The sequence below is a fragment of the Pseudomonas sp. PA1(2017) genome, assembly GCF_001945375.1.
In the GTDB taxonomy this organism is placed as follows: domain Bacteria; phylum Pseudomonadota; class Gammaproteobacteria; order Pseudomonadales; family Pseudomonadaceae; genus Aquipseudomonas.
Map to the genome: position 1 here is coordinate 1 of NZ_MSXU01000004.1, position 25,283 is coordinate 25,283.

The 25,283-nt window shown below is 64.3% G+C and carries 24 protein-coding genes; 12 read left to right on the forward strand and 12 right to left on the reverse strand.

The window, feature by feature from the left end; translation table 11 throughout:
- Nucleotides 1-137 precede the first annotated feature (137 nt).
- The 3 genes from BVH01_RS06530 to BVH01_RS06540 form a co-directional block, all read right to left on the reverse strand.
- A complete protein-coding gene (locus BVH01_RS06530; RefSeq protein ID WP_075929564.1) occupies nucleotides 138-1,010 on the reverse strand; it encodes an ATPase in 873 nt (290 codons plus the stop codon).
- A gap of 170 nt (nucleotides 1,011-1,180) precedes the next feature.
- Nucleotides 1,181-2,167 carry an NAD(P)-dependent oxidoreductase gene (locus BVH01_RS06535; RefSeq protein WP_075929565.1) on the reverse strand — a complete coding sequence of 329 codons (987 nt, stop codon included), beginning with the start codon at nucleotides 2,165-2,167 and terminating at the stop codon, nucleotides 1,181-1,183.
- 61 nt (nucleotides 2,168-2,228) lie between these two features.
- Nucleotides 2,229-3,122: a LysR family transcriptional regulator ArgP gene (locus BVH01_RS06540; protein ID WP_075929566.1), complete on the reverse strand. Its 894-nt coding sequence runs from the start codon at nucleotides 3,120-3,122 to the stop codon at nucleotides 2,229-2,231.
- Nucleotides 3,123-3,243: 121 nt separating this feature from the next.
- Between BVH01_RS06540 and BVH01_RS06545 the strand changes: the two genes are divergently transcribed.
- From BVH01_RS06545 to BVH01_RS06585, 9 genes are all read left to right on the forward strand, one after another.
- Nucleotides 3,244-3,846 (forward strand): LysE/ArgO family amino acid transporter, encoded by a 603-nt coding sequence (locus BVH01_RS06545; RefSeq protein ID WP_075929567.1) that lies wholly within the window; start codon nucleotides 3,244-3,246, stop codon nucleotides 3,844-3,846.
- Nucleotides 3,847-3,909: 63 nt separating this feature from the next.
- Nucleotides 3,910-4,749 (forward strand): EamA family transporter, encoded by an 840-nt coding sequence (locus BVH01_RS06550; protein ID WP_075929568.1) that lies wholly within the window; start codon nucleotides 3,910-3,912, stop codon nucleotides 4,747-4,749.
- Between the two features lie 174 nt (nucleotides 4,750-4,923).
- Nucleotides 4,924-5,505: a superoxide dismutase gene (locus BVH01_RS06555; RefSeq protein WP_075929569.1), complete on the forward strand. Its 582-nt coding sequence runs from the start codon at nucleotides 4,924-4,926 to the stop codon at nucleotides 5,503-5,505.
- Between the two features lie 230 nt (nucleotides 5,506-5,735).
- On the forward strand, nucleotides 5,736-7,799 hold the full coding sequence (locus BVH01_RS06560; protein WP_075929570.1) for a bifunctional diguanylate cyclase/phosphodiesterase: 2,064 nt from the start codon (nucleotides 5,736-5,738) through the stop codon (nucleotides 7,797-7,799).
- A gap of 149 nt (nucleotides 7,800-7,948) precedes the next feature.
- Nucleotides 7,949-9,286, forward strand: coding sequence for an imelysin family protein (locus BVH01_RS06565; RefSeq protein WP_075929571.1), 1,338 nt, complete (start codon nucleotides 7,949-7,951; stop codon nucleotides 9,284-9,286).
- A 102-nt stretch (nucleotides 9,287-9,388) separates the two neighbouring features.
- The gene (locus BVH01_RS06570) at nucleotides 9,389-9,754 is read left to right on the forward strand and encodes an SH3 domain-containing protein (RefSeq protein WP_075929572.1); all 366 of its coding nucleotides are present in this window, start codon (nucleotides 9,389-9,391) and stop codon (nucleotides 9,752-9,754) included.
- 76 nt (nucleotides 9,755-9,830) lie between these two features.
- Nucleotides 9,831-11,249: a di-heme oxidoredictase family protein gene (locus tag BVH01_RS06575; RefSeq protein WP_075929573.1), complete on the forward strand. Its 1,419-nt coding sequence runs from the start codon at nucleotides 9,831-9,833 to the stop codon at nucleotides 11,247-11,249.
- A 10-nt stretch (nucleotides 11,250-11,259) separates the two neighbouring features.
- Complete coding sequence (locus tag BVH01_RS06580; RefSeq protein WP_075929574.1) at nucleotides 11,260-12,321, forward strand: imelysin family protein; 1,062 nt, start codon at nucleotides 11,260-11,262, stop codon at nucleotides 12,319-12,321.
- Between the two features lie 10 nt (nucleotides 12,322-12,331).
- Complete coding sequence (locus BVH01_RS06585; RefSeq protein ID WP_075929587.1) at nucleotides 12,332-13,426, forward strand: DUF1513 domain-containing protein; 1,095 nt, start codon at nucleotides 12,332-12,334, stop codon at nucleotides 13,424-13,426.
- Between the two features lie 160 nt (nucleotides 13,427-13,586).
- On the opposite strand, the gene BVH01_RS06590 is transcribed toward BVH01_RS06585, so the two are convergent.
- From BVH01_RS06590 to ppc, 6 genes are all read right to left on the reverse strand, one after another.
- A complete protein-coding gene (locus BVH01_RS06590; RefSeq protein ID WP_075929575.1) occupies nucleotides 13,587-14,450 on the reverse strand; it encodes a DUF72 domain-containing protein in 864 nt (287 codons plus the stop codon).
- Nucleotides 14,451-14,520: 70 nt separating this feature from the next.
- A complete protein-coding gene (locus BVH01_RS06595) occupies nucleotides 14,521-14,862 on the reverse strand; it encodes a hypothetical protein (RefSeq protein ID WP_075929576.1) in 342 nt (113 codons plus the stop codon).
- 119 nt (nucleotides 14,863-14,981) lie between these two features.
- Nucleotides 14,982-15,674 carry a tRNA (adenosine(37)-N6)-threonylcarbamoyltransferase complex dimerization subunit type 1 TsaB gene (tsaB, locus tag BVH01_RS06600; protein ID WP_075929577.1) on the reverse strand — a complete coding sequence of 231 codons (693 nt, stop codon included), beginning with the start codon at nucleotides 15,672-15,674 and terminating at the stop codon, nucleotides 14,982-14,984.
- Between the two features lie 172 nt (nucleotides 15,675-15,846).
- Nucleotides 15,847-16,605: a 5'-nucleotidase, lipoprotein e(P4) family gene (locus BVH01_RS06605; RefSeq protein ID WP_256562724.1), complete on the reverse strand. Its 759-nt coding sequence runs from the start codon at nucleotides 16,603-16,605 to the stop codon at nucleotides 15,847-15,849.
- A 278-nt stretch (nucleotides 16,606-16,883) separates the two neighbouring features.
- Nucleotides 16,884-17,531 (reverse strand): adenylate kinase, encoded by a 648-nt coding sequence (gene adk, locus BVH01_RS06610; RefSeq protein WP_075929579.1) that lies wholly within the window; start codon nucleotides 17,529-17,531, stop codon nucleotides 16,884-16,886.
- Nucleotides 17,532-17,867: 336 nt separating this feature from the next.
- Nucleotides 17,868-20,504, reverse strand: a complete 2,637-nt coding sequence (gene ppc / locus BVH01_RS06615) for a phosphoenolpyruvate carboxylase (RefSeq protein WP_075929580.1) — start codon at nucleotides 20,502-20,504, stop codon at nucleotides 17,868-17,870.
- A gap of 163 nt (nucleotides 20,505-20,667) precedes the next feature.
- Between ppc and BVH01_RS06620 the strand changes: the two genes are divergently transcribed.
- The 3 genes from BVH01_RS06620 (at nucleotide 20,668) to BVH01_RS06630 (ending at nucleotide 22,522) form a co-directional block, all read left to right on the forward strand.
- Nucleotides 20,668-21,012 carry a pilin assembly protein gene (locus BVH01_RS06620; RefSeq protein WP_075929581.1) on the forward strand — a complete coding sequence of 115 codons (345 nt, stop codon included), beginning with the start codon at nucleotides 20,668-20,670 and terminating at the stop codon, nucleotides 21,010-21,012.
- A gap of 236 nt (nucleotides 21,013-21,248) precedes the next feature.
- Nucleotides 21,249-21,689, forward strand: a complete 441-nt coding sequence (locus tag BVH01_RS06625) for a DUF4398 domain-containing protein (protein ID WP_075929582.1) — start codon at nucleotides 21,249-21,251, stop codon at nucleotides 21,687-21,689.
- Between the two features lie 44 nt (nucleotides 21,690-21,733).
- Nucleotides 21,734-22,522 carry an OmpA family protein gene (locus BVH01_RS06630; protein WP_075929583.1) on the forward strand — a complete coding sequence of 263 codons (789 nt, stop codon included), beginning with the start codon at nucleotides 21,734-21,736 and terminating at the stop codon, nucleotides 22,520-22,522.
- Nucleotides 22,523-22,618: 96 nt separating this feature from the next.
- On the opposite strand, the gene BVH01_RS06635 is transcribed toward BVH01_RS06630, so the two are convergent.
- The 3 genes from BVH01_RS06635 to BVH01_RS06645 all read right to left on the reverse strand — a co-directional run bounded on the left by BVH01_RS06635 (nucleotide 22,619) and on the right by BVH01_RS06645 (nucleotide 24,878).
- The gene (locus tag BVH01_RS06635) at nucleotides 22,619-22,918 is read right to left on the reverse strand and encodes a hypothetical protein (RefSeq protein ID WP_075929584.1); all 300 of its coding nucleotides are present in this window, start codon (nucleotides 22,916-22,918) and stop codon (nucleotides 22,619-22,621) included.
- A gap of 87 nt (nucleotides 22,919-23,005) precedes the next feature.
- Nucleotides 23,006-24,301 carry a flavohemoglobin expression-modulating QEGLA motif protein gene (locus tag BVH01_RS06640; protein WP_075929585.1) on the reverse strand — a complete coding sequence of 432 codons (1,296 nt, stop codon included), beginning with the start codon at nucleotides 24,299-24,301 and terminating at the stop codon, nucleotides 23,006-23,008.
- 28 nt (nucleotides 24,302-24,329) lie between these two features.
- The gene (locus tag BVH01_RS06645; protein WP_075929586.1) at nucleotides 24,330-24,878 is read right to left on the reverse strand and encodes a hypothetical protein; all 549 of its coding nucleotides are present in this window, start codon (nucleotides 24,876-24,878) and stop codon (nucleotides 24,330-24,332) included.
- Between the last annotated feature and the right edge of the window lie 405 nt (nucleotides 24,879-25,283).

The window sequence follows — 25,283 nt, forward strand, 5'->3', positions numbered from 1 at the left end:
GACCCAGGACGGTGAAGATTTCCAAAACCCGATATCCGGTGGATCGTAAGGCTGCTCCGCTTAAGTGAACAGCATTACGCGTTTTTACGCGGGCTTTTTGTTGGCTGGCGACTCTCCCGTCGCGCAGCAGATCGTCCTCACCGAGCGTCGATCTGCTGCTGCAGGTTCTGTATCTGCGCCTGCAGCGTGTTGACGCTACGGGTGGTCTGCGCACGGAAGGCGTCGAACTCAGCGGTGCTGCCGGCATTGCTGCTGGCGGCCGGGCGGTTGTCGAGCTGGCTCTTGAGCACCAGCATGTCCTGCTCCAGGCGCTCGACCGCGGCGTTGGCGTTACCGGCCTTCTTCAGCGCCTCGACTTCGCCCGCCAGATTCTTGACCTGGGTGGCCAGCTTGCCGGCATCACCATGGCTGCTCTTCAGCGAAGCCAGCTCGGTTTTCACAGCGGCCAGTTCGGTTTTCAGCGTGTCCTGACCGCTGCCCAGGGTCTTCAGGCTGTCGCCGTATTTGCCGGCGTCGCCCTGCTGGGTCTTGAGGTCGGCGATCAGTTGCTCAATACGCTTGTCCTGCCCGCTCTGCTGACCGCCAGCGGCTTGCTGCTGCTTGCTCAGCTCGTTCAGCTTGTTCTCCAGTTGACGCACTTGCAGTTTCAGCGCTTCGCTGCCGCTGGTGGAGGTCGATTCGGCGGCGACTACCTTGCCGGAAATATCCTGAATGCGTCCGGCGGCTTCCTCGCTGATGCGCGCGAAGCTCTCCTGGGTGGCCACCAGTTGCTGCTCCATCAGGCTGATCTGCTGGAAGCTCCACCAGCCCAAGCCCGCCAGGGCGATGCTCAGGGCACCGACCAGCGCCCACAGTGGCCCGGTGCTGGCCGAGCGTGGCGCCTTGGCCTTGCGCGAGGTGCCGCCGGTACGGGCGTAGGGTTGTGGTTCGGGCTCGAAATCGTCCTGATCGCGGCGATCCGGTGTCAGGCTGGGTACGTCATCGAATTCGTCGTGGGCATCGTTACGCATGTGGGGACCTTGAGAAAACCACGGTGGAGGCAAGTGCCGCGCAGTATACCGATTCACGGCTGGCGCTTGGGTGTCGTAGTGCCAGTAATCGACGTCTCGCGACGGCCTGCATTGGGCACAGAGACCCACGTTGGGCGACTCGGGTTCCGCGATGGCCCTGGTTCAGGGCACTAGCCTTGCGCCCGCCACCATCTACAGAATTCGTCCAGCGCCGGCCACAGGCCATGGCTCGCCTGGTAGTCCAGATGCTCACGGGCCTGGCTGATGTCCAGGGAGAAGTCGCGGCTCATCACGTCCACTGCCAGTCGGGTCAGCGCTGGCTCAGGGCGACCGGGCAGCAGGCTGCAGACGCCTTCGCTGGCGACGGCCAGGCTGCGCGCCAGAGCCACCGGGACGTGACGGGTGACCTGCGGCAACTCCAGCTGCCGTAGCACGTAGTTAACCACGTCCCAGAGCGGCAGCGGCGCGCCATTGCTGACGTTATAGGCCTTGCCGAGCGCCGGCCCGGCAGCCAGCAAGGCGCCGAACAGCGCATCGTTGAGGTTGTGCACGCTGGTGAAATCGACCTTGTTGAGGCCGTTGCCGATGATCGCCAGGCGGCCCTTGCGCTGCAGGGCGATCATCCGCGGAAAGATGCTCACGTCCCCCGCCCCGGTGACGAAGCGCGGACGCAGCGCCAGCACCTCCAGGCCAAACTCCTGGGCGCCGAACAGGCGCTGCTCGGCGAGGAACTTGGTGCGCGCGTAATGGTTGGCAAACCGCTTGGGCACCTGTTCTTCGCGCAGGCCTACATGATCGCGGCCATCGAAATAGATCGACGGCGAGGACAGGTGCACCAGGCGGCGTACCCCGCGCTTGAGGCAGGCCTCGATGACGTTTTCGGTGAGCACCACGTTGCCCTGATGGAAATACTCGTAGCGCCCCCATACCCCCACTGCGCCGGCGCAGTGCACCACTGCTTCAACGTCGCTGCACAGCGACAGTGCCAGCTCGGGATCGGCCAGGTCGCCGGGCATGAACTGCGCCCCGCGGCGGATCAGGTGCTCGAATGCCTCCTCGCGGCGACCAGTGACGCGTACGTCCAGGCCCTGCTCGAGGGCGAACCGCGCGAAGCGCCCGCCAATGAACCCGCTTGCTCCGGTGACCAAAATCTTCATCACGCCCTCCGCCCGCTGCTGCGCGCACTATAAGGCGTTGTGCGGATCGCGGCAGCTTTGCTCACACCAGCGGCACCAGATAATCACCGGCATGGCGTTGCAGGTGCCGGGTGAGCTGGTCGAGCAGGTCACCGCCGTTGCGCCAGTGGTGCCAGTAAAGCGGCACGTCGATGGGCCGGCCGGGGAGCAGCTCGACCAGTTCGCCACGGGCCATCGCCTCGGTCATCTGCGGCTCGGGCACCATGCCCCAGCCCAGCCCTTCGGCGGTCAGGCGCACGAAGCCTTCGGAGGACGGGCACAGGTGATGCAGGAAGCTGCCCGACAAGCCGAGTTCGTCGAGATAACGGTGCTGCAACTGGTCATCCGGGCCGAACACGATGGCTGGCACCTGGCCGATGCGCGCGGCGCTCACGCCGCTCGCAAAGTGCCGGGCGATGAACGCCGGGCTGGCCATGGCCCGATAACGCATGGCCCCCAATGCCAGGCTGCGCGCACCGGATACCGGGCGTTCCGCCGCGCACACGCAGGCGGCCACGTCACCGGCACGCATGCGCTTGAGGCCGACTTCCTGATCCTCGACCACCAGTTCCAGCAACACCCGGTGGCTTGCGCAGAAGTCCGCGACGGCCTTTGCCCACCAGGTCGCCAGGCTGTCGGCATTGATGGCGATGCGCAGGCGCTGGGTTTCGCCGTCCGCTTCCAGGGCCGGCACCTGCTGCTGCAGGTCACGTTCGAGCAGGCGCACCTGCTGCACATGGTTGAGCAAACGCCGGCCGACATCGGTGGGCGTCGGCGGCGTGGCTCGCAGCAGCACCGGCTGACCGATGCGCGCCTCCAACAGCTTGATGCGCTGGGACACGGCCGACTGCGACAAGCCCAGCACCTGGGCACCGCGTTCGAAACCGGCCTGTTCGACGACCGCCGCAAGGGCAGCCAGCAACTTGTAATCGAGCAATCGATTTTCCTAATGAGCGATCAGCACTATTGGTTTTTCTTATACAGCCTTGGCGCGCAGACTGATAGCCATCCCCACCCGCCCATCGCGCTCAATGCGTTCGCCTCCAAGGACTCTCACCATGTGGCAGAGCTACACCAACGGCCTGGCGATCACCGCCGGCCTGATCATCGCCCTCGGCGCCCAGAATGCCTTCGTGCTCGCCCAGAGCCTGCGCCGCGAACATCACGTGCCTGTCGCACTGCTGTGCATCGTCTGCGACGCGCTGCTGATCAGCGCTGGCGTTTTCGGCCTGGCGACCCTGCTGCTGCAGAGCGAATTGCTGCTCGGCATCGCCCGCTGGGGCGGCGCCGCGTTTCTGATCTGGTACGGCGCTCAGGCCCTGCGGCGCGCCTGCCGCCCCGCCGGGCTGCAAACCGAGACCGGTGCCTCGCGATCATTGCGCGCAGTGCTTCTGGCGACCCTGGCGGTGACCCTGCTCAACCCCCACGTATACCTCGACACCGTACTGCTGATCGGCTCGCTCGGCGCTCAACAGCCAGTACCCTCGGCCTATGCGGCCGGCGCCGCCAGCGCGTCGATGCTGTGGTTCCTGTGCCTGGCCTTCGGCGCCGCCTGGCTCGCGCCCTGGCTGGCTCGCCCGCTGACCTGGCGAATCATCGATCTGGTGGTCGCGGCCATGATGTTCGCCATCGCCTGGCAACTGATCGCCAGTCCGCTGTAACGCCGGCATCACGGCGGCCCCAACTGCTATGCTGGGGGCCACCTGACCTGCAACGGAGCAGCAGTGGAAACCAGCGTCTTTCTCATGGTCATCGCCGCCGCGGCCCTGCACGCCGGCTGGAACGCATTGCTCAAGATCGGCCTTGATCGCTTTCTCACCGCCTCGCTTATCCAGATTGGCGCCGGCATCGTCGCACTCCTCGCCCTGCCCTTCGTGGCCGTTCCCAACGCAGCAGCCTGGCCGTGGATCATCCTCTCGGCGCTGCTGCACATCGGCTACAACCTGTTCCTGAGCCGCGCTTACCAGCACGGCGACCTCGGTCAGGTCTATCCGATTTCCCGGGGCAGCTCGCCACTGCTGGTGGCGGTGCTTTCCATCCTGCTGCTCGGCGAGGTATTGCCGGCCGGCCAATGGCTGGGCCTTGGCGTACTGGTCGGCGGCATCTGGCTGATGGCAATACGCGGCGGCCGTGGCAAGAGCAGCAGTGGCCTGCTGATCAATGCGCTGCTCACCGCCCTGTTCATCGCCGGCTACACCCTGGCCGACGCCAGCGGTGCCCGCGCCAATGGCGACCCGCTGTCCTATTCGGCATGGCTGTTCGCGGTCAACGGCCTGGTGATGGCGCTGGTGATACTCGGGCAACGCGGCCCGGGCGTCCTCACCGCACTCGGGCCCCACTGGCGCGCCGGCCTGCTGGGCGGCGCCATGTCGATGCTGGCCTACAGCATCGCCATCTGGGCCATGACCCTGGCGCCGGTGGCGCTGGTTTCGGCGCTGCGCGAGACCAGCGTGGTGTTCGCCCTGCTGATCGGCCGGCTGTGGCTCAAGGAGAGCCTGCCGCCGTTGCGCGCCGTGGCCTGCCTGATCATCCTCGCAGGCGTAGCGATGATGAAGCTGGCCTGAATCGCCGCGAAGGCTCTGGGCTGGTATCCCGCACACTTGCTGCGTGGTTATGGCGTAGCCCCGGTGCTATGATCCCTGCCCTGCGTCGCAAAGGGTATAAATCCGCCGACGCATGTTTGGCCGCCCGTGATCGGCCTTGCGCTCATCGCAACAGACCTGATTAGGAGAATAACCATGGCTTTCGAATTGCCGCCGCTGCCGTACGCACACGATGCCCTGCAGCCGCACATCTCCAAGGAAACCCTGGAGTTCCACCACGACAAGCACCACAACACCTATGTCGTGAACCTGAACAACCTGGTGCCTGGCACCGAGTTCGAAGGCAAGAGCCTGGAAGAAATCGTCAAGACTTCCTCCGGCGGCATCTTCAACAACGCCGCCCAGGTGTGGAACCACACCTTCTACTGGAACTGCCTGAGCCCGAACGGCGGCGGCCAGCCGACCGGTGAACTGGCTGCGGCCATCGACAAGGCCTTCGGTTCGTTCGACAAGTTCAAGGAAGAGTTCAGCAAGGTCACCATCGGCACCTTCGGCTCCGGCTGGGGCTGGCTGGTCAAGAAAGCTGACGGTTCCCTGGCCCTGGCCAGCACCATCGGCGCCGGCTGCCCGCTGACCAGCGGCGACACCCCGCTGCTGACCTGCGACGTCTGGGAACACGCCTACTACATCGACTACCGCAACGTACGTCCGAAGTATGTCGAGGCGTTCTGGAACCTGGTCAACTGGGACTTCGTGGCGAAGAACTTCGCTGCCTGAGCCCTAGCTCGATGAAGATGCCCTCCTGATGCGAGTCAGGGGGGCATTTTTTTGCCTGTTGCAATCTGGCGGCATCGACAGGCGGCACTCAAGACTTGGCGTTTCATTCCGAAACAGAACCCAGATGCGACAAGATTGGTCGGCGCACGCATGCGCCCTTTGACTGCCAACGCGAGTTTGCCAATACTCAACTCCAATCCGGCGCCGGGTATCGCACAAGGAACTGCCATTTGAAGCTGGAACTCAAGCACAGCTTGTCCGTGAAACTGCTGCGCGTGGTGTTGCTGTCCGCGCTTGCCGTGGGCGTGGTGCTCAGCCTCGGGCAAATCGTGTTCGACATCTACAAGACGCGCCACTCCATCACCAGCGACTCCCAGCGCATTCTCGGCATGTTCCGGGATCCCTCCACCCAGGCGGTCTACAGCCTGGACCGCGAGATGGGCATGCAGGTGGTCGAAGGCCTGTTCCAGCATGAATCGGTGCGCCAGGCGTCCATCGGCCACCCGGGCGAACAGATGCTCGCCGAAAAGAGCCGCCCCCTCGCCGACCTGCCCATTCGCTGGCTGACCGATCCGATTCTCGGCGAGGAACAGCATTTCAGCACCCGCCTGGTCGGCCGCGAGCCCTACAACGAATACTACGGCGACCTGAACATCACCCTGGACACCGCACTGTACGGGGAAAGCTTTCTCACCAACTCGGTGATCATCTTCATCTCTGGCGTGCTGCGCGCTCTGGCCATGGGCCTGGTGCTGTATCTGGTCTACTACTGGCTGCTGACCAAGCCCCTGGGGCTGATCATCGAGCACCTGAGCAGCATCAACCCGGACCGCCCCAGCGAGAACAAGCTGCCGATGCTTGCCGGCAACGAGAAGAACGAGCTAGGCCTGTGGATCAATACCGCCAACCAGTTGCTCGCCTCCATCGAACGCAATACGCACCTGCGCCGCGAGGCGGAAAACAGCCTGCAGCGCATGTCGCAGTACGACTTCCTCACCAGCCTGCCCAACCGCCTGCAACTGCAGCAGCAGCTCGAACAGATTCTCGAGGATGCCGGGCGTCTGCAGCGCCGCGTTGCCGTGCTGTGCGTGGGCCTGGATGACTTCAAGGGCATCAACGAGCAGTTCAGCTACCAGACCGGCGACCAGTTGCTGCTGGCGCTGTCCGATCGCCTGCGCAGCCACAGTGGCCGGCTCGGCGCCCTGGCACGCCTGGGCGGCGATCAGTTCGCCCTGGTGCAGGCCGATATCGAGCAGCCCTACGAGGCCGCCGAGCTGGCGCAGAGCGTGCTCGACGACCTGGAAACGCCCTTCACCCTCGACGATCACCAGGTACAACTGCGCGCCACCATCGGCATCACCCTGTTCCCGGAAGACGGCGACAGCCCCGAGAAGCTGCTGCAGAAAGCCGAACAGACCATGACCCTGGCCAAGAGCCGCTCGCGCAACCGCTACCAGTTCTACATCGCCAGCGTCGACAGCGAAATGCGCCGTCGCCGCGAACTGGAAAAGGACCTGCGCGACGCCCTGGCGCTGAACCAGCTACACGTCGTCTACCAGCCGCAGATCAGCTACCGCGACCAGCGCGTGGTGGGCGTCGAGGCGCTTTTGCGCTGGCAGCATCCGCAGCATGGTTTCGTCGGCCCGGACCTGTTCATTCCGCTGGCCGAACAGAACGGCAGCATCATCGCCATCGGCGAGTGGGTGCTCGACCAGACCTGCCGCCAACTGCGCGAATGGCATGATCAGGGCTACAGCGAGCTGCGCATGGCGGTCAATCTGTCCACCGTGCAGCTGCATCACGCCGAGCTGCCGCGCGTGGTCAACAACCTGATGCAGATGTACCGCCTGCCCGCTCGCAGCCTGGAGCTGGAAGTCACCGAAACCGGCCTGATGGAAGACATCAGCACCGCGGCCCAGCACCTGCTCAGCCTGCGCCGCTCCGGTGCGCTGATCGCCATCGACGACTTCGGCACCGGCTATTCCTCGCTCAGCTACCTGAAGAGCCTGCCGCTGGACAAGATCAAGATCGACAAGAGCTTCGTGCAGGATCTGCTTGAGGACGAAGACGACGCCACCATCGTTCGCGCCATCATCCAGTTGGGCAAGAGCCTGGGCATGCAGGTCATCGCCGAAGGCGTGGAAACCGCCGAGCAGGAAGCCTACATCATCGCCCAGGGCTGCCACGAAGGTCAGGGCTATTACTACAGCCGGCCGCTGCCGGCCCGCGAGCTGACCCAGTACCTCAAGCAGTCCAGCCGCTCGCAGCGGCATATCAACCCCGCCACGCTCTGACCTGCCGCCTGAAAACCGGATCGTGCCAACAGACGCGATCCGGCACTAGCACATCGACCCTTTGCTTAAAATGCAAATCTTTCGCATTATGTTGCAGCTCGCGTGGCGCCCCCACGCGCACTCCCCATTAACACGCAAAGGATTTCGTCATGATTCGTATGCCCCTGGCTTCTGCCAGCCTGCTGACCATCGCCATTGCCCTCGCGGGTTGCGGCGAAGACAAGGCGCCTGCCAACCAAGCCGCCGCCCCGGCTGCGCAAGCGACCGGCAGCAGCGCACCAGCAGCAGCCGGCGCCTTCGACGAAGCCGCTGCAAAGGCCGTGGTCAAACATTACGCGGACATGGCATCGGCCGTGTTCGACGACGCCGCCAGCACCGCCAAGAAACTGCAAAGCGCTGTCGACGCCCTGCTCGCCAACCCCAGCGACGAAACCCTGAAAGCCGCTCGCGAAGCCTGGCTGGCCGCCCGCGTACCGTACATGCAGAGCGAAGTGTTCCGCTTCGGCAACACCATCGTCGACGACTGGGAAGGCCAGGTTAATGCATGGCCCCTGGACGAAGGCCTGATCGACTACGTCGACGCCGACTACCAGCATGCCCTGGGCAACCCGGCGGCCGGTGCCAACATCATCGCCCACACCGAGATCCAGGTCGGCGAAGACAAGATCGACGTCACCGAAATCACCCCGGACCTGCTCGCCAGCCTGAACGAGCTGGGCGGCTCCGAAGCCAACGTCGCCACCGGCTACCACGCCATCGAATTCCTGCTCTGGGGCCAGGACCTGAATGGCACCGGCCCCGGCGCTGGCGAGCGTCCGGCCACCGACTACGTGGTCGGCGATGGCGCCACCGGTGGCCATAACGAGCGTCGTCGTGCCTACCTGAAAGCGGCCACCGACCTGCTGGTCGCCGACCTCGACGAAATGGCCGGCCAGTGGAAAGCCGGCGTGGCCGACAACTACCGCGCCACCCTGGAAGGTGAATCCGCCGAGAATGGCCTGCGCAAGATGCTCTTCGGCATGGGCAGCCTGTCCCTCGGCGAGCTGGCCGGCGAGCGCATGAAGGTCGCCCTGGAAGCCAACTCCACCGAAGACGAGCACGACTGCTTCAGCGACAACACCCACAATTCGCACTACTACAACGGTCTGGGCATCCGTAACGTCTACCTGGGCGAGTACAAGAAGGTCGACGGCAGCACCTTGAGCGGCGCGAGCCTGTCTTCGCTGGTCGCCAAGGCCGACGCCGCCACCGATGGCACCGTCAAGGCCGACCTGGATGCCACCCAGGCCAAGCTCCAGGCTCTGGTCGACAGCGCCAACAAAGGCGTGCACTTCGATCAACTGATCGCCGCCGACAACGCCGAAGGCCAGCAACTGGTTCGCGACGCCATCGCTGCGCTGGTCAAGCAGACCGGTGCCATCGAACAGGCCGCCGGCAAGCTGGGCATCAGCGACCTGAACCCGGATACCGCCGATCACGAGTTCTGATCCAGGCGCCTCATCCGTGTAACTGACGAGCCGGTGCGTTTTTTGCGCACCGGCTTTTTTATGCCCAGTGACCGCTCGAGTCGCCGTGAAATAAGGATTGTCATGACGCCCTCCCGCTATCGGGTAATCGCTACGCACCGTAGCGAGTATCCGGACCCCATCGCTTTCGAGACCGGCACCTTGCTGCACCTCGGCGAGCGTTATGAAGGCCCCGAAGACTGGCAGGACTGGTATTTCTGCCGTACCGACAGCCACCCCGGTGGCTGGGTACCGCTGCCCCTTCTGGAGCTGCTGGAAGACGGTCGCGCGCGAGCGCGGGAGCGCTACACGGCACGGGAACTGGATACCGAGTTGGGCGAGCAATTGGTCGCCAGCCGCCACCTCAATGGCTGGCTGTGGTGCCTGCGCGAAGCCAGTGGCGAGACCGGCTGGGTTCCCGAGGAAAGTCTTGCTGGACCAGCCGATTGAACGCAAATCCATCTTATTTAAACCTGCGCAGACTGCTAAGATTCCCGCCCTCGATTTCTGCCCACCGGATTCATCCATGCCAGCGTCATCCGGTCGCCTGCTGCCATTGCTGTTTCTGGCTTTCGGCCTGACCGCCTGCGATCAGTCGCCTACCTTCACCAGCGCCGAACCTGGCGAAGCGCTGTCCGGCGGCGCCGCCACCGTATCACGCAGCGATCGCGTGGCTTTTTCCCTGCCCTCCGCCAACCTGGCACCCGAACGTCGTCTGGACTTCAGCGTGGGCAACAGTTTCTTCCGCAACCCCTGGGTGATCGCCCCGTCGACCACCACGGCTCGTGACGGCCTCGGCCCGCTGTTCAACACCAACGCCTGCCAGAACTGCCATGTCCGCGATGGCCGTGGCCACCCGCCCGAGCCGGGGAGCGTCAACGCTGTATCGATGCTGGTGCGCCTGTCGATCCCGGCCGGCGACGCCGATAGCGCCGTACTGAAGCGCCTCGGCGTGGTGCCCGAGCCCACCTATGGCGGCCAGTTGCAGGACATGGCCAATCCCGGCGTCGCCCCCGAAGGCAAGGTGCGCGTCGAGTACAGCACCGAACAGGTACGCTTCGCCGACGGGCACACCCTCGAACTACGCAAACCGCAGTTGAACATCAGCCAACTCGGCTACGGGCCGATGCACCCGGACACGCTGTTCTCGGCCCGCGTCGCACCGCCGATGATCGGCCTGGGGCTGCTCGAAGCGATCCCCGAAGCGGCGATCCTCGCCAACGCCGACCCGGACGACCGCGATGGTGACGGCATCAGGGGCGTGCCAAACCGGGTATGGGACGATGCCCGTCAGCAGACCGTACTCGGCCGCTTCGGCTGGAAGGCCGGGCAACCGACGCTCAACCAGCAGAACGCCCACGCCTTCCTGCAGGACATGGGCCTGACCAGCAGCCTGCTGCCCACCGACGGCTGTACCGAAGCGCAGTCCGACTGCCGCGCTGCGCCCCATGGCGGCGAACCGGAAGTCAGCGACAACATCATGGGCATGGTGCTGTTCTACACCCGCAACCTCGCCGTGCCGGCACGCCGTCATGTCGACGATGCCCAGGTATTGGCCGGCAAGAGCCTGTTCCACCGCGCTGGCTGCCAGGGCTGCCACACGCCCAGTTTCGTCACCGCTGCCGATGCCGCCGAACCGGAGCTGGCGGGCCAGACGATTCGCCCCTACACCGATCTGTTGCTGCACGACATGGGTGAAGGCCTGGCCGATGGTCGCGACGAGTTTCTCGCCAACGGGCGTCAGTGGCGCACCGCGCCGCTGTGGGGGATCGGCCTGACGGAAACGATCAGCGGCCACACCCAGTTCCTGCATGACGGCCGTGCCCGTAACCTGCTCGAAGCCATCGCCTGGCACGGCGGCGAAGCCGAAGCGGCCAAGCAGCAGGTGCTGCAATTTTCCAGCGAGGAGCGCGCCGCGCTTCTGGCGTTTCTGAATTCACTGTAAGGAGCCGCGCATGATCCGTTCTCCGCTGACCCTCGCCCTGCTGGGCCTGACCCTGGCCGCCTGCTCGCCGGCCGATCCTCAGGCCACCACCAGTTCGGCGCTGGCCGAAGGCGTGTTGCTACCGGCCCACGCTACCTGGAAAGAGGCCGACGTCGCCCTGGCCAGCAGCGCCAAGGCGTTCTGCGCAGGCCAGGAAGACCTGGCAACCGCTCGCCAGGCCTTCCTCACCACACAAAGCGCCTGGGCCAGCCTGCAGCCACTGGCGGTTGGCCCGCTGGCCGAAGGCAATCGCACCTGGCAGGTGCAGTTCTGGCCGGACAAGAAGAATCTGGTGGCTCGCCAGGTCGAGGCACTGGTCAAGGCCAAGCCGCAACTGGGAGCGGCCGACCTGGAAAAGGCCAGCGTGGTCGTCCAGGGGCTCACTGCTTACGAGTACCTGATGTTCGACCCTGAAATCGACCTGCAGAACGCCGAACAGAAAGCTCGCTATTGCCCTCTGCTGGTGGCGATCGGCGAGCATCAGCAGGCGCTGGCAACAACTGTGCTGGACCAGTGGCAAGGCGACAATGGCGCCCTGGCGCTGTTTCGCACCTTCCCCAACGAACGCTACGCCGAAGCGGGCGAGGCGATCTCCGACATGCTGCGTACTCAGGTCAGCGCCATCGATGGCCTGAAGAAGAAGCTCGGCGCCCCGCTGGGCCGGCAGAGCAAGGGCGTACCGCAGCCGTATCAGGCCGAAACGTGGCGCAGCCAGGCCAGCCTGAGCAACCTGGGCGCTGCATTGAACGGTGCCGAGCAACTCTGGCACGGCGCCAAGAACGATGGCCTGCAGGCCCTGCTGGGCAGCGACCAGGACGATCTCAAGAAGCGCATCGACGCCGCCTACGCGGAAAGCCTCAAGCAACTGGCCGGCCTGCAGCGCCCGCTCGGCGAACTGCTCGCCGACGATGCAGGCCGCCAGACTCTCAATGCCTTCTACGACAGCCTCAACGTACTGCACCGCCTGCACGAAGGCGAGCTGGCGCGAGCGCTGGGCATCCAGCTGGGTTTCAACGCCCACGACGGAGACTGAACCCATGAGCATGAAACGCCGGGCGTTTCTCGGCCTTAGCGCCACCCTGCTGGCTGCCGGCGCCGTCGGTGGCTGGAAGTTGACCCACACCGGTCACCAGCCGCTGCTGCTGTCGGCGCGCAATGATGAAGGCGGCAAGCATTATGCGGTCGGCTACCGGCTCGATGGCGAGCGCGCCTTCGTCACCCAGGTGACCGAGCGCTGCCATGACGTGGTGCCTCACCCCAGCCTGCCCCTGGCGCTGTTCGTCGGGCGCCGCCCGAGCACCGAGAGCTACTTGATCGACACCCGCGATGGCCGCCTGCTGCAGACCCTGCGCAGCGAACAGGATCGGCATTTCTACGGCCACGCGGTGTTCCACAAGGATGGCGAGTGGTTGTACGCCACCGAAAACGACACCCGCGATCCGGGCCGTGGGGTGATTGGTGCCTACCGCCTCGAAGGTGAGCGCCTGGTACACCGCGACGAGCTCTCCAGCCACGGCCTGGGCCCACACCAGCTGCTGTGGATGCCCGATGGCGAAACCCTGGTGGTGGCCAACGGCGGCATCCGCACCGAGGCGGAAAGCCGGGTGGAAATGAACCTCGACGCCATGGAGGCCAGCCTGGTACTGATGGCCCGCGATGGCACCCTGCACAGCAAGGAACAACTGCCCGAGCCGATGAACAGCGTGCGCCACCTGGCCGTGGCCAGCGACGGCACGGTGGTCAGCGGCCAGCAGTACATGGGCGATGCCATGGACGCCGTGCCGCTGGTGGCGATCAAACGCCCGGGCCAGCCGTTCCAGCACTTTCCCATGGCCGATGCACAACGCCAGATGATGAGCCAGTACACCGCCAGCGTCGCCGTGCACAGCGACTTGCGCCTGCTGGCGATGACCGCGCCACGCGGCAATCGCCTGTTCATCTGGGATCTGGACAGCGGCGCCGTGCGCCTGGATACCGCCCTGCCCGACTGCGCCGGCGTCGGCGCCGTGGAAAACGGCTTCGTGGTCAGCGCCGGCATCGGTCGCTGCCGCCTCTACGACTGCCGCAGCGAACGCATCGCCATGCAGCCGCTGGAGCTGCCGGCGGGGTTCTGGGACAATCACCTACGCCTGGCCTGACGGGCAGGCAGGTGGCGGGAGCGGCCGTTATCCGATCCATTGTGTGAGCCGCGACCTCGCGGCGAATTGCTCAGGCACCGCCGAAATAGGTAGTCAGGCTGCAATCGTTTCGCCCCGAGGTCGGGGCTCCCACAGGTTGGTTTGAGTGGCTGCTTCTGCCTTAAAGCAACCCCAACTGCTCGGCCCTGGGCTCGTTGTCGGTGTATGGCGGCAATGGCGGCAGGCCCGGTAACCGCTCGCTCAACAGCTCGTGAAAACGCAGCGCCTGGGCCGCGGCCAGGTGGTTGTCCGGGGTATGCAGAAAGACATGGGGCGTCAGCCCCTGCTCGATCCAGGCCGCGACCTTGTCCAGCCAGGGCTCGAGAAACGGCTGGTTGGCATCCAGATCAGGCCCACCGATGAAACGCACCTGAGGGCTGTCCGTGAACGCCGCCGGGCGAATCGGCAGACGCGGTTTCTTGGCCTGGGCATGCAGCACCGCCGGGTCGCGGGAAGTGCAACTGAACAGCGCCCGGGAATCCAGGCAAATACGCTCCACGCCACGCTCGTGGAGCAGCCGGTTGAGTACCCGCTCCTCGTCGCCCTTGTCGAAGAACGCCGGATGGCGCACTTCCACGGCGATCCGCCGGTTAGCGAATTCGTCCAGCCACACCGCCAGCTCACCCAGCCGCGAAGGGCCGAACTGCGCCGGCAGCTGCAACCATAGCGGCGTGATGCGCTCGCCCAGCGGTGCGAGCAGATCGAGAAATGCCTGGGTACTGTCCAACTGGTCGCGCAGGTCGCCTTCGTGGCTGATGTCCTTGTGTACCTTGGCGCAGAAACGAAAATGCGCCGGCATGCGCGCCTCCCAGCGCTCGAGCTTGTCCGCGTCGGGCCGTGCATAGAAGGTGGTATTGCCCTCCACCGCATTGAACACGCGGCAGTAGTGCTCCACGCTGTCGCTCATGTTCAGATCGGGCGGATAGAAGCTACCGCGCCAGGCGGACTCGTTCCAGGAAGGGCAACCAAGAAAATAGGGAAGCATCGTGAACCGCTGATCACTGTGAAGCGGCCATTGTGCCTGAGCGAAGCGATGGAAACAGGCCGTGAAGCGATCAGGCGTAGAGATCGAGGCCCAGAACCTGCTGGGCATCCACGTCACGGGCAAACGCGGCGGTGCTGCTATAGCTGGCGATCGCCTGGGCGGCGCGGTTGCTCATGGCAGGCTGGTAGGTGGTATCCATCGAGCGTACGGGGAAGTTATCGGTGCTGGCATTGCTCTGCTGCACACGGCGGATCTGCGGGGTCTGTTCGAAGCCCTGGGTACCTGCGGTCGATGCCGGTTGCTCGCGCTTTACCTCTACTTCCCGGTTCGCCTCACGATAAGGCGTAACCGCAGTGCCCGAGCGGGGACCACGATCCGGTGAATAGGGCGCGATGTTACCGTCGATACGCATCAATGAAGGCTCGGCAGGAAGGCGTGCGGAAGTACTGGCAATTTAGCTGCGCCGTCGGCCCTTGGCAATGGATGTCGATAAGTTGACGACAAAAGGACGACCCCCTCGTCGCTCATTGCTCAAAAGCCTGCGGGCGGCGGCATTTTCGGCGTAGCGACCTGATCGCGCAGGTAGATCGGCTGGGCCTGATCGGCCACCACCGCCTCGCCGCGAGCCCAGGCGAAACGGGCCAGACTCAGCAGGTCTTCGGCATGGGGCAGCATCGCGCCATCGCAGGCAGCGACCTGGCCAGCGATGCGCTCGGCGAAGGTGCCCCAACCGGTGCCGGCGCCAAACCACTCGCCGTGGGCGTCGTCCGGCAGTAGAGCGCGCTCCGGGGCCAGTACGGCTTCGCGCCCGACCAGACGCATCTCGCCCGCTTCGGCGCGGTAACAGCCCCAATAGACTTCATCCATACGCGCATCGATGGCGGCAGCGACCTGGCTGGCGCCGTGCTCGCGCTGGGCACGCTGCGCCAGCACGGCCAGGTTGGAAACCGGCAGCACCGGGCGATCCAGAGCGAAGGCCAACCCCTGCACCACGCCAATGGCGATACGCACGCCAGTAAAGGCCCCTGGACCGCGCCCGAACGCGATGGCATCCAGCGCCGATAGCGCGACGCCCTGCTCGGCTAGCAGCGCCTTGATCATCGGCAGCAGTTTCTGCGCGTGCAGGCGCGGAATCACCTCGTAGTGGCTCGTCACGCGGCCGTCATGCAGCAAGGCGACGGAACAGGCTTCGGTGGCGGTATCGAGGGCCAGCAGAGTGGTCATGGCGATCTGTAGAGGTGGCTGAGCGGGCGGGCATTAAAACGGTTTGAGCTGGTTTTTTCCAGCGCAGCGAGCCAAGCGGCCTCGCCAGCAGGCAGTTCACCGGCCAGGCGGCTGTGGCCGGCGCCCAGAACAGGCGCCGGCCGATCAGCGGATCAGCGATCCGCCGCAGGGCTTACCACTTCTCGATGACGGGCTTGGCATCCCAGGCCTTGAGCGGCTCCTTGGACCAGGTGCCATAACCGGCATTGGGGAACACGATCCATTCGGTGCCCCACTTCGCCGACTCGGCTTCGGCAGTGGCCCGCTGCTCGGCTACCGGCGTCTTGCGGAATCGCGCGTCGAAGTCATGCAGGGTATCGCCGAGCAGCATCACGATACGATAGTCCTTGGCGACCAGCGCACGACGCTCGACCTTGGGTGGCCCGAGCAGCAGCACGCTCTCGGCGCTGACCTGGGGCAGGTCGAGCTTCTTCAGAGCCTTGAGGGTGTAGTCTTTCTGCTCCTCGGAGCGGTCGGACACGTAACGGATGGTCACGCCCAGCTTGTCGGCGTGCTCGAGGAATTTCTTGGCGCCCGGAATCAGCACAGGGTCACCGTCACGCTCCCAGGGCAGCCAGGTGTCCCAGCCATCGTAGGTGTGGCAGTTGGCGAGATCGCGCGCCAGCAACGCGGAGTTGTCGATCACCGTTTCATCCACGTCGGTGACGATGGCCAGCTTGGAAGGATCTTCGGCTGCCGCCACGGCGGCATCGAGCTTCTCGGTGGCGATGTTGTAGGCCTGCATCTGCAAGGCGCGAACTTCCGCAGATTGCTGCTGATAACGCAGCGCCATGGTGAACTGGTCAACCGAACACTCGCCCTTTTTCTCGGGGGCGCCGTCGGCCAGGGCGACGGATGCACTCAGTGCCGATACCACGAGGGCGATGGGCAAGCAGGCAAATCTTCTGTTCTGGGTCATGGAATGCACTCTGATGGAGGGTGGTTGTAGCCGCCTTTCTCGAAGCTCTTCGTGACGGTCGATCAAGCCAGCAGACGCAACGACGCGCCGGCTGGAGTTCGGGCAGGCCGTGTGGCAAGGAAATCTCAGGATACTAGCGAAGCGGCACATGTCGTGCTGCACGAAAGCGACCTGAGCATAGCCAGTGTTGCCGCCGGCATGCCCAAAAACGACAACGGCCCGCAAGCGGGCCGTTGTAGAAGTGGGTCAGGTCAGCTCAGCGCTGCCAGCACCTTGGCGGTGATCTGCTCGACCGAGCCGACGCCTTCGATGGCGCTGTACTTCGGCGTGCCCTCGGCGGCCGACAGCTTCTGGTAGAAATCCACCAGCGGCTTGGTTTGCGAATGGTAGACCGACAGGCGATGACGCACGGTGGCTTCCTTGTCGTCGTCGCGCTGAATCAGCTCTTCACCGGTTTCGTCGTCCTTGCCGGCGACCTTCGGCGGGTTGTGCTCGGTGTGGTAGACCCGGCCCGAGCCAGGGTGCACGCGGCGACCGGCGATGCGGCCGACGATCTCTTCGTCGTCGACGGCGATTTCCACCACGTGGTCGATCTGCACGCCGGCATCCTTGAGGGCCTGGGCCTGCGGGATGGTGCGTGGGAAGCCGTCGAACAGGAAGCCGTTGGCGCAATCGGGCTGCGCAATGCGCTCCTTGACCAAGTTGATGATCAGCTCATCGGAGACCAGGCCGCCTGCGTCCATCACGCTCTTGGCCGCGAGGCCCAGCTCGGTGCCAGCCTTGACCGCAGCACGCAGCATGTCGCCCGTGGAAATCTGGGGAATCGAGAATTTCTTTGTGATGAAACCTGCCTGAGTACCTTTGCCGGCACCGGGCGCCCCCAACAGAATCACGCGCATCGATGTGCTCCTCAAGTTCTTGGTAGTGATGGTGGACTCGCCTTGCGGGGCCAATCTCAACTGGGTTTCGCCAGCCCGGCCATATGCCGAACTGTCGGAAGGTCGATCAAGATACACAGCGCTCCAATGCCGCACAAGCCGTCGAAAGCCGCAGCCCATGGCGATTCGCCGCGCATTGGCCGTTACGCTTGTACAGCTTGAACGCAGCGGCGCGAGAGGCGCCATCCAACCAAAGTCGAAAGTGCTCCTCGCACTGCCAAACTATCGGCAGATCGCCGAAATTTCATCACCTTTCGTAGCGTTTTCCCTTGATAAAGCGTTATCAGGCGATCCTGTTCAACCGGTGTTGCGAAGCCCTGCGGCAATACCCGCCACGCTGACCAGTAACGCCTGCTCCAGAGCGCTTCCGGCCTCCTGCTCGCGCTGCCGGGAACGAGCCAGCAGCTCGGCCTGCAACAGGTGCAACGGGTCCAGATAAGTGTTGCGCACGGTAATGAATTCCAGGGTCTCGGGGCTGTGGGTCAACAGCTGCGACTGGCCGGTCAGACCTAGCACCACCTTGCTCGCCTGCGACAATAGGTCGCGTAAATGAGCACCCAGCGAGTGCAGCTCACTCTCCACCAGACGCTCGTCGTACAGCCGCGCGATCGACTCGTCGGCCTTGGCCAGCACCATCTCGAGCATGTCGATACGGGTACGGAAGAACGGCCACTGCTCGCGCATTTCCCGCAACGTATCGCCTTCACCACGAGCTAGCGCGCCTTGCAGAGCGGCCTCCCAGCCCAGCCAGGCGGGCAGCATCAGGCGTGTCTGGGTCCAGGCGAAAATCCACGGGATCGCTCGCAGGCTCTCCACACCACCCTCGCGCCGCTTGGCCGGTCGGCTGCCCAGCGGTAGGCGGCCAAGCTCCTGCTCGGGCGTGGCCTGGCGGAAGTACTCGACGAACTGCGGATGCTCGCGCACCACACTGCGGTAGGTGGCTACGCCACCGGCGGCCAGTTTGTCCATCTGCTCGCGCCAGGCTTGCCGGGGCGCAGGCGGCGGAAGCACTGTGGCTTCCAATACCGCCGCCAGATAAAGGTTGAGGTTCTGCTCGGCGATATCCGGCATGCCGAACTTGAAACGGATCATCTCGCCCTGCTCGGTGGTGCGGAAGCGCCCGTTCACCGAACCGGGCGGCTGCGACAGGATTGCCTCGTGAGCCGGGCCACCGCCGCGCCCCACGGTGCCGCCGCGGCCGTGGAACAGCAACAGCTCGACGCCATGCTCACGGCAGATCCTCACAAGGCTCTCCTGGGCACGATACTGCGCCCAGGCCGCTGCCGTGGTGCCGGCATCCTTGGCGGAATCCGAATAGCCGATCATCACTTCCTGCGGCCCCTGCAGGCCGGCGCGATAATCCGGTAGGCCGAGCAACCGCTCGATGGCGACGGCGGCGTTGTCCAGGTCAGCCAGGGTCTCGAACAGCGGCACCACGCGCATCGGGCGGCGCAGCCCGGCTTCCTTGAGCAACAGCTGCACGGCGAGCACGTCCGAGGCGGCGCCGGCCATGGAAATCACGTAGGAGCCCAGCGAAGCCGCCGGTGCAGCCGCCACCTCGCGACAGGTGGCGAGCACTTCGGCGGTGTCGGCGCTGGGATCGAAGTCGCTCGGCAACAAAGGCCGGCGTCCTTTCAATTCCTCCTGCAGGAATGCCAGCCGCTGCTCTTCGTCCCAGCTGTCGTAGCGGCCCAGGCCCAGGAACTCGGTAATCTCGGTGATTGCTGACGCGTGGCGGGCAGCGTCCTGGCGCACGTCGAGGCGCACCAGGAACAGTCCAAAAGTGCTGACCCGACGCAGGAAATCCAACAGCGGGCCATCGGCGATCACGCCCATGCCGCAGTCGTGCAGCGAGCGATAGCAGAGCAGCAACGGCTCGCGCAGATCGGCGTTGTCGTGCAACACCTGGGCCGGTGGGTTGACCGGGCCGGCGAGCGATTCGTGGGCCCAGGCGCGGGTCGCGCGCAGTCGCTCGCGCAGTTGCTTGAGCACCGCGCGGTAGGGCTCTGCGCTGTCACCGGCGCGTGCGCGCAGCTCGTCGTTGGCGCGCTGCATGGACAGCTCGGCAGCCAGGCTGTCGATGTCGCGCAGGTACAGGTCGGCAGCCATCCAGCGCGCCAGCAGCAGCACCTCGCGTGTGATCTTGGCGGTGACATTGGGGTTGCCGTCGCGATCGCCGCCCATCCACGAGGCGAAACGAATCGGCGCGGCGTCCAGTGGCAGACGCTGCCCGGTTTCGCGCTGCAACGCCTGGTCGGCCTTGCGCATCACCGTCGGTAGCGCGTACCACAGGGAATTCTCGATCACCGCGAAGCCCCACTTGGCTTCATCCACCGGCGTGGGTCGCACGCGGCGGATTTCCTCGGTGTGCCAGGCCTCGGCGATCAACCGTTGCAGGCGGCTGGTAATGGATTCACGTTCGGCGCTCGACAGGTCGTTGTGATCCTGCTCGGCAAGCTGCGCGGAAATGGCGTCGTATTTCTGGATCAGCGTGCGCCGCGACACCTCGGTGGGGTGTGCGGTGAGCACCAGTTCGATATCCAGCTCAGCGACCTGGCGGGCCAGGGCTTCGGGCTCATGACCATTGGCGCGCAAACGCTGCAGCAACTCGTCGAACACGCGGTTTTCGAAGGGTTGCGCTTCGTCGGCGCCACGGCGGCGCACACGGTGGTATTGCTCGGCGATATTGGCCAGGTTGAGAAACTGGTTGAAGGCCCGCGCCACCGGCAGCAGCTCGTCATCGTGCAACCCGTCGAGGGTCTCGCTAAGCTGCCGTGCGCCGTCGGCCGAGCCCTGGCGCGCGGCCTTGGCGCCCTTGCGAATACGCTCGATCTTGTCGAGAAAGACCTCGCCGTACTGATCGCGGATGGTGCTGCCGAGCAGCTCACCGAGTTGGTGAACATCCTCGCGTAGACGTGCATCGATTTGCGTCATACCAGTCTCCCTGCGCCTCTGCGTGAACCCTCAGATTGCCCAGCCGCGGCGTGCCTGACAAGCCGCCATACGACCAAAGCAGGTGGTTGCACGCGCGAACATCCGCCGGAACGCCGCCGAACGGCTCGGGTCTCTAGCAAACACGTCCTGCACCGAGGTCCCTATGAAGATTCGCCAGCTCGTCCAGCAATGGGAACAGAACGCCACCGGCCGCCTGACCAGCACGCCCTATCAAGTGCACCTGGATGTCGAAGCCGCTGCACGCCTGGCCGCGCTGAGCCATATGTACCCCAAGCGCCGCCCCGAAGAATTGCTGGCAGAGTTGCTGGCCGCCGCACTGGAAGACCTGGAGGCCAGCCTGCCTTACGTGCAAGGCACCCAGGTAGTGGCCACCGATGAAGAAGGCAACCCGATCTACGAAGACGTCGGGCCCACCCCGCGCTTTCTCGAATTGGCCCGCCACTACCGCCAGGAGATCGATGGCGAACAGCCACCAGCCACATCTTGAATTGGTCGGTCATGCCACGCGCAGGCCGCAGAACACGCGACCTGTGCCGTTTTTCTGGCGGCACCATGCTGGCAATCCGCTTTTTTCCCTGAACGTTTCTTGCCGCAGCCAACTCACAGAACTATGCCGTAGCGACCACTGGTCGCCGGAGAACAACTTACTCGGTTGCTTTCGCTCCTGAGCTCCGCACGGCAGGTAACCATCGTGGAACCGACTGTTTTGCCAGTTACTCATCAATGGAGTTGCACACCATGACCACTAAAACTGCCCCAATCACTCGTACCAAACTGGCCAGCTGGAAGGTTGCTGCGCTGGCCATTGGCAGCAGCGTGCTGCTGGCTGGCTGCGCGGGCAATCCGCCTAGCGAGCAGATGGCCGTGACCAAGTCCGCGGTCAACGAAGCCGTCAGCTCCGGCGGTGTCGAATTCGCCCCAGTACAAACCCGATCCGCTCAGGACAAACTCAAGCAGGCCGAGCTGGAGTTGGTTAGCAAGAATTACGAGGAAGCCAAGCGTCTGGCCGAACAGGCCGAGTGGGATGCTCGCGTAGCAACCCGCAAGACCCAGGCAGCCAAGGCTGACAGGGCGCTTCAGGATGCTCAGCAGGGCATCGAGGAGCTGCGTCAGGAAGGCATGCGTGGCGCCCAGCAGATCCGTATCCAGGGTCAGCAGCAATAACGCCCCGCCACCGCTTTCGCCAATTCATAGAAGGATGAACGACCATGCGTAAACAAGTGATGATTCCTGCCCTGCTGGCCCTGAGCGTAGGCCTGGCCGCTTGCGCCACCAAGCCGAACGTCAACCTGGAGCAAGCCCGCAGCAGCTATACCAGCCTGCAGACCAATCCGGAGTCGGTCAAAGTAGCCGCACTGGAAACCAAGGATGCAGGCACCGCACTCGAGCGGGCCGAAAAGGCATTCCGTGAGAAGGAAAACGAGCAGCGCGTGGACCAGCTGGCCTATCTGGCACAACGACGCATTGAGCTGGCCGAGCAGACCATCGCCCTGCGCACCACCGAGCAAAACCTGCAGCAGACCGCGGCCCAGCGTGCCGAGGCGCGCCTGGAAGCTCGCGATGCGCAGATCAAGCAGCTGCAAGAAAGCATGAACGCCAAGCAGACCGAACGCGGCACTCTGGTGACCTTCGGTGACGTACTGTTCGACCTGGATCGCTCCGAGCTCAAGCCCGGCGCCATGGGCAACATCAACAAACTTGCTGAGTTCCTGCGTAACAACCCCGAGCGCAAGGTGATCGTCGAAGGCTACACCGACAGCACCGGTTCGGCTCAGTACAACCAGAGCCTGTCCGAGCGTCGCGCCAACTCCGTTCGCGCTGCGCTGATTAGCCAGGGTGTGGGCCCGGAGCGTATCGTCGCTCAAGGCTATGGTTTGGAATATCCGGTAGCCAGCAACTCCACTGCCTCGGGTCGCGCAATGAACCGTCGCGTGGAAGTGACCATTTCCAACGACGACAAGCAGGTTGCGCCGCGTTCCTCGGTTCGCACTAACTAAGGGCTCCGGCCTGCCTGGGACTCGCCGCGCTCCCCCTGAGCGCGGCGACCCAATCAGACAAGCCCCGCTTTGGCGGGGCTTGTCGTTTCTGGTTTTTCATCCGTTACAACGCACGGCCCGCTTGCGGTCATCCACCAGAACGCCGCTCAGCCCCTTCTGCTGCAGGTCGAACAGCACCAGCACGCCATCGATGCATTGCGCGGTTTGGTCGGCAGGCTTGAGGCTCACCTTGTAATCCTCGCCAGGAACGGTCTTGAGCATGGTGAACTCGGCCAGCAGCAAGGCATCCTCGGGCTTCGCGAAGTGCAGGTAGCCGTAATAGCCGAGCACCGCCACGGTACCGGCGACGCTACCGATGGCAGTGAGAATCAGGGGGATGGGGTTGCGCTCTGTCATGCCGGCATCTCGGGTGCGAGCCGCCTGCGTGCGGCGGCTCCGGGGAAGTAGAGACCGGTCGCGCCGCGCCCCCACCCGAGCGGCAGCTCAGAGGATATTGGCGTAGTCGGCTTCGATCCGATCCAGGCTCAGGTGGTTGAGGAAGTTGGAGAAGCACATCCAGGCCGACAGCGAGTTGAGATCGCGAAACTGCTGCGGCAGGTACTTGGGTGGGCTCACCAGGCCTTCATCGACCAACTGGCGTAGCGTACGCATATCTTCGAGCGTGGTCTTGCCACAGAACAATAAAGGGATCTGTTCCAGCTTGCCTTTGCGCACAGCGAGCTGGATGTAGTTGTAGATCATGATGAAGCCTTTCAGGTATGAAAGGTCCTTGGTGAAGGGCAAGCCGTCCGGCGCCGAGCCGCGGAACGCGCGACTGGCGTTGCTGTAACTGTCTTCCAGGCTGAAGCCCTGCTCGCGGTAAAAGTCGCAGACCTGCAGGAAATCCGCACCCTGCTCGGCCATGTGGATGGCGCGGGTGCGGTTGGTCAGCTTGCGCAGGCGGCTGGGGTAGGACGCGAAGGCGATCACTTCCATGAGGATCGCCAGGCCTTCCTGAGTCACCGTCGACGAGGGCGGGCCTTTGGCCAGGAAGGTGCAGATCGGCTGGTTCTGGCCATTGAGGGTAGTGGCCACGTGCACCAGACCTTCGTGCACCTCCAGCGCCTTGACGTCGCGCTCGTTGAACATCGCGTCGGTGCGGATCTTGATGTAGTCGGCGCCTGCCGCGGCGTCGGCAAGAATGCCATCGGATTCGAATACGCGGATGGTGTTCTCGCTCTCGCCGAACACCAGGTTCAGGCGGCTCTGCAGCAAGGCGACAGCATCCTTGGCACTCAGGGTCTTGGGTTCGTCCTTCAGATCGCCGCGGCTGTCGATGTTGTTCAGGTAGCCGGAAAACATAAGCCCCAGGTCCGCCAGGGTCGGGTCACCGGCATGGAAGGCGTCGGAAGCGGCGCCATACAGCTCCTGGGAAATCAGCCCGAAATCCGAGGTGCCGCGCGCCTCCAGCATGCGGATCACCATGCGGTATTCGCGGCACATGCGGCGCATGATCTGCCCCACCGGGTTGAACTGGCCGAGCTGGCGGGTGATGTCGCGCTCGATGTTCTGGAACTCCAGCTTCTTGGCGGCCGGGTCGAACGCCAGCGGGCGACTATCGTAGTAGCTGCGGTCGATGGCCGGCAGCTCGCGGCCCTTGTGCTTGAGAAACGCCTGGCGAATGGAGTCGTCCCATTTCACCGCATCGAGCACGCGGATCGGCGTTTGCGCCTCGACGATGCGATCGGACAGCGCGCGCACCACCAGTTGGTAGCCGTCGAGTCCTGTGTGGCTGTTCATGGCAATCCTCTTTGCGTGGCTGACGAGTTCAGGGCGCGCTGCGCTGGTAGCGCGCCACTTCGACGAACAGGTCGGAATTGGCAGGGTCGTTGAGGTAAGCGAACACCTTATCCAGTTTACTGGTTACCAGCACGCCTCCCTGAGGCATGCTCACATCGCTGCCTTTGATCTCGCCACTGGCGATGGCCTGGCGGATGCGCTCGACATCGAGGTTGAACAAGACCAGCTCGCCCGTCTGGGTCAGTTCGAAGCCGCCGATGGCGAAGTTCGCGCCCATACGCTTGGGCACGCCGGCGGACAGGTACCAACGCCGCCCATGATGGGCGACGGTGAAGCTGTAGCTCTGCACGCTGGGCACGTTGTCGGGGTTGTCGACGTAGGTGTCGGCCTTGTACAGGTTGGAGCCGGCGCGAGTGATGTCCAGGTAGCGCAGCTCGCCCCATTCGTCCACGCGCGACCAGACGCCGAGCAGCGGAATCGGCGCCGCCTCGTTGGCCGGGATCGGCTCCTTGAAGGTCACCAGGCAGCCACTCAACAGCAGAAACGACAGCACCACCAATGCACGCCAGGCTTTCATCATGCTCTCCTTGAGACAGTCGTGGCCGGGCTGATAGTCCGACTCCCTGGCGCAGCGCGTCAAGCGGGGCCTTCATCAACAGGATAGGCGCAGAATCACGGGCAATAAAAAGCCGCCCGAAGGCGGCTCGTTCGACCCTTAGAGCCTGTTCACGATCTCGCGAGCTAGAGCGATCCAAGGGCTAGGCGCCCCCGCAAAAACAAGCGAGGAAGCGGACTGGGCTCGCACGCGAGTTTACAAGTGGTAAATGAGCATTCCGACTGGGCTGGCAATCCAGCTTGTTTTTAACGCAGGAGCGCCGACGCGCAGCAGATCGTGAACAGGTTCTTAGAGCCTGTTTACGATCTTTTGAGCAGTAGTACGAGAAAAGCCAAATGGATGAACTGCAAGCTGGTGTTGAGCTTA

Excerpts from the sequence above, each read along its gene's own strand:
- tsaB (WP_075929577.1), bottom strand. The coding sequence starts at position 15,674 with ATGACCACTCTGCTGGCCCTCGATACCGCCACCGAAGCCTGTTCCGTC.
- BVH01_RS06595 (WP_075929576.1), bottom strand. The coding sequence starts at position 14,862 with ATGCGTATCGACGGTAACATCGCGCCCTATTCACCGGATCGTGGTCCC.
- BVH01_RS06645 (WP_075929586.1), bottom strand. The coding sequence starts at position 24,878 with ATGAAAGCCTGGCGTGCATTGGTGGTGCTGTCGTTTCTGCTGTTGAGT.
- BVH01_RS06625 (WP_075929582.1), top strand. The coding sequence starts at position 21,249 with ATGGAGTTGCACACCATGACCACTAAAACTGCCCCAATCACTCGTACC.
- BVH01_RS06585 (WP_075929587.1), top strand. The coding sequence starts at position 12,332 with ATGAAACGCCGGGCGTTTCTCGGCCTTAGCGCCACCCTGCTGGCTGCC.
- adk (WP_075929579.1), bottom strand. The coding sequence starts at position 17,531 with ATGCGCGTGATTCTGTTGGGGGCGCCCGGTGCCGGCAAAGGTACTCAG.
- BVH01_RS06620 (WP_075929581.1), top strand. The coding sequence starts at position 20,668 with ATGAAGATTCGCCAGCTCGTCCAGCAATGGGAACAGAACGCCACCGGC.
- BVH01_RS06565 (WP_075929571.1), top strand. The coding sequence starts at position 7,949 with ATGATTCGTATGCCCCTGGCTTCTGCCAGCCTGCTGACCATCGCCATT.
- BVH01_RS06635 (WP_075929584.1), bottom strand. The coding sequence starts at position 22,918 with ATGACAGAGCGCAACCCCATCCCCCTGATTCTCACTGCCATCGGTAGC.
- BVH01_RS06630 (WP_075929583.1), top strand. The coding sequence starts at position 21,734 with ATGCGTAAACAAGTGATGATTCCTGCCCTGCTGGCCCTGAGCGTAGGC.
- BVH01_RS06640 (WP_075929585.1), bottom strand. The coding sequence starts at position 24,301 with ATGAACAGCCACACAGGACTCGACGGCTACCAACTGGTGGTGCGCGCG.
- BVH01_RS06545 (WP_075929567.1), top strand. The coding sequence starts at position 3,244 with ATGTGGCAGAGCTACACCAACGGCCTGGCGATCACCGCCGGCCTGATC.
- BVH01_RS06555 (WP_075929569.1), top strand. The coding sequence starts at position 4,924 with ATGGCTTTCGAATTGCCGCCGCTGCCGTACGCACACGATGCCCTGCAG.
- BVH01_RS06535 (WP_075929565.1), bottom strand. The coding sequence starts at position 2,167 with ATGAAGATTTTGGTCACCGGAGCAAGCGGGTTCATTGGCGGGCGCTTC.
- BVH01_RS06580 (WP_075929574.1), top strand. The coding sequence starts at position 11,260 with ATGATCCGTTCTCCGCTGACCCTCGCCCTGCTGGGCCTGACCCTGGCC.
- BVH01_RS06575 (WP_075929573.1), top strand. The coding sequence starts at position 9,831 with ATGCCAGCGTCATCCGGTCGCCTGCTGCCATTGCTGTTTCTGGCTTTC.
- BVH01_RS06570 (WP_075929572.1), top strand. The coding sequence starts at position 9,389 with ATGACGCCCTCCCGCTATCGGGTAATCGCTACGCACCGTAGCGAGTAT.
- ppc (WP_075929580.1), bottom strand. The coding sequence starts at position 20,504 with ATGACGCAAATCGATGCACGTCTACGCGAGGATGTTCACCAACTCGGT.
- BVH01_RS06590 (WP_075929575.1), bottom strand. The coding sequence starts at position 14,450 with ATGCTTCCCTATTTTCTTGGTTGCCCTTCCTGGAACGAGTCCGCCTGG.
- BVH01_RS06530 (WP_075929564.1), bottom strand. The coding sequence starts at position 1,010 with ATGCGTAACGATGCCCACGACGAATTCGATGACGTACCCAGCCTGACA.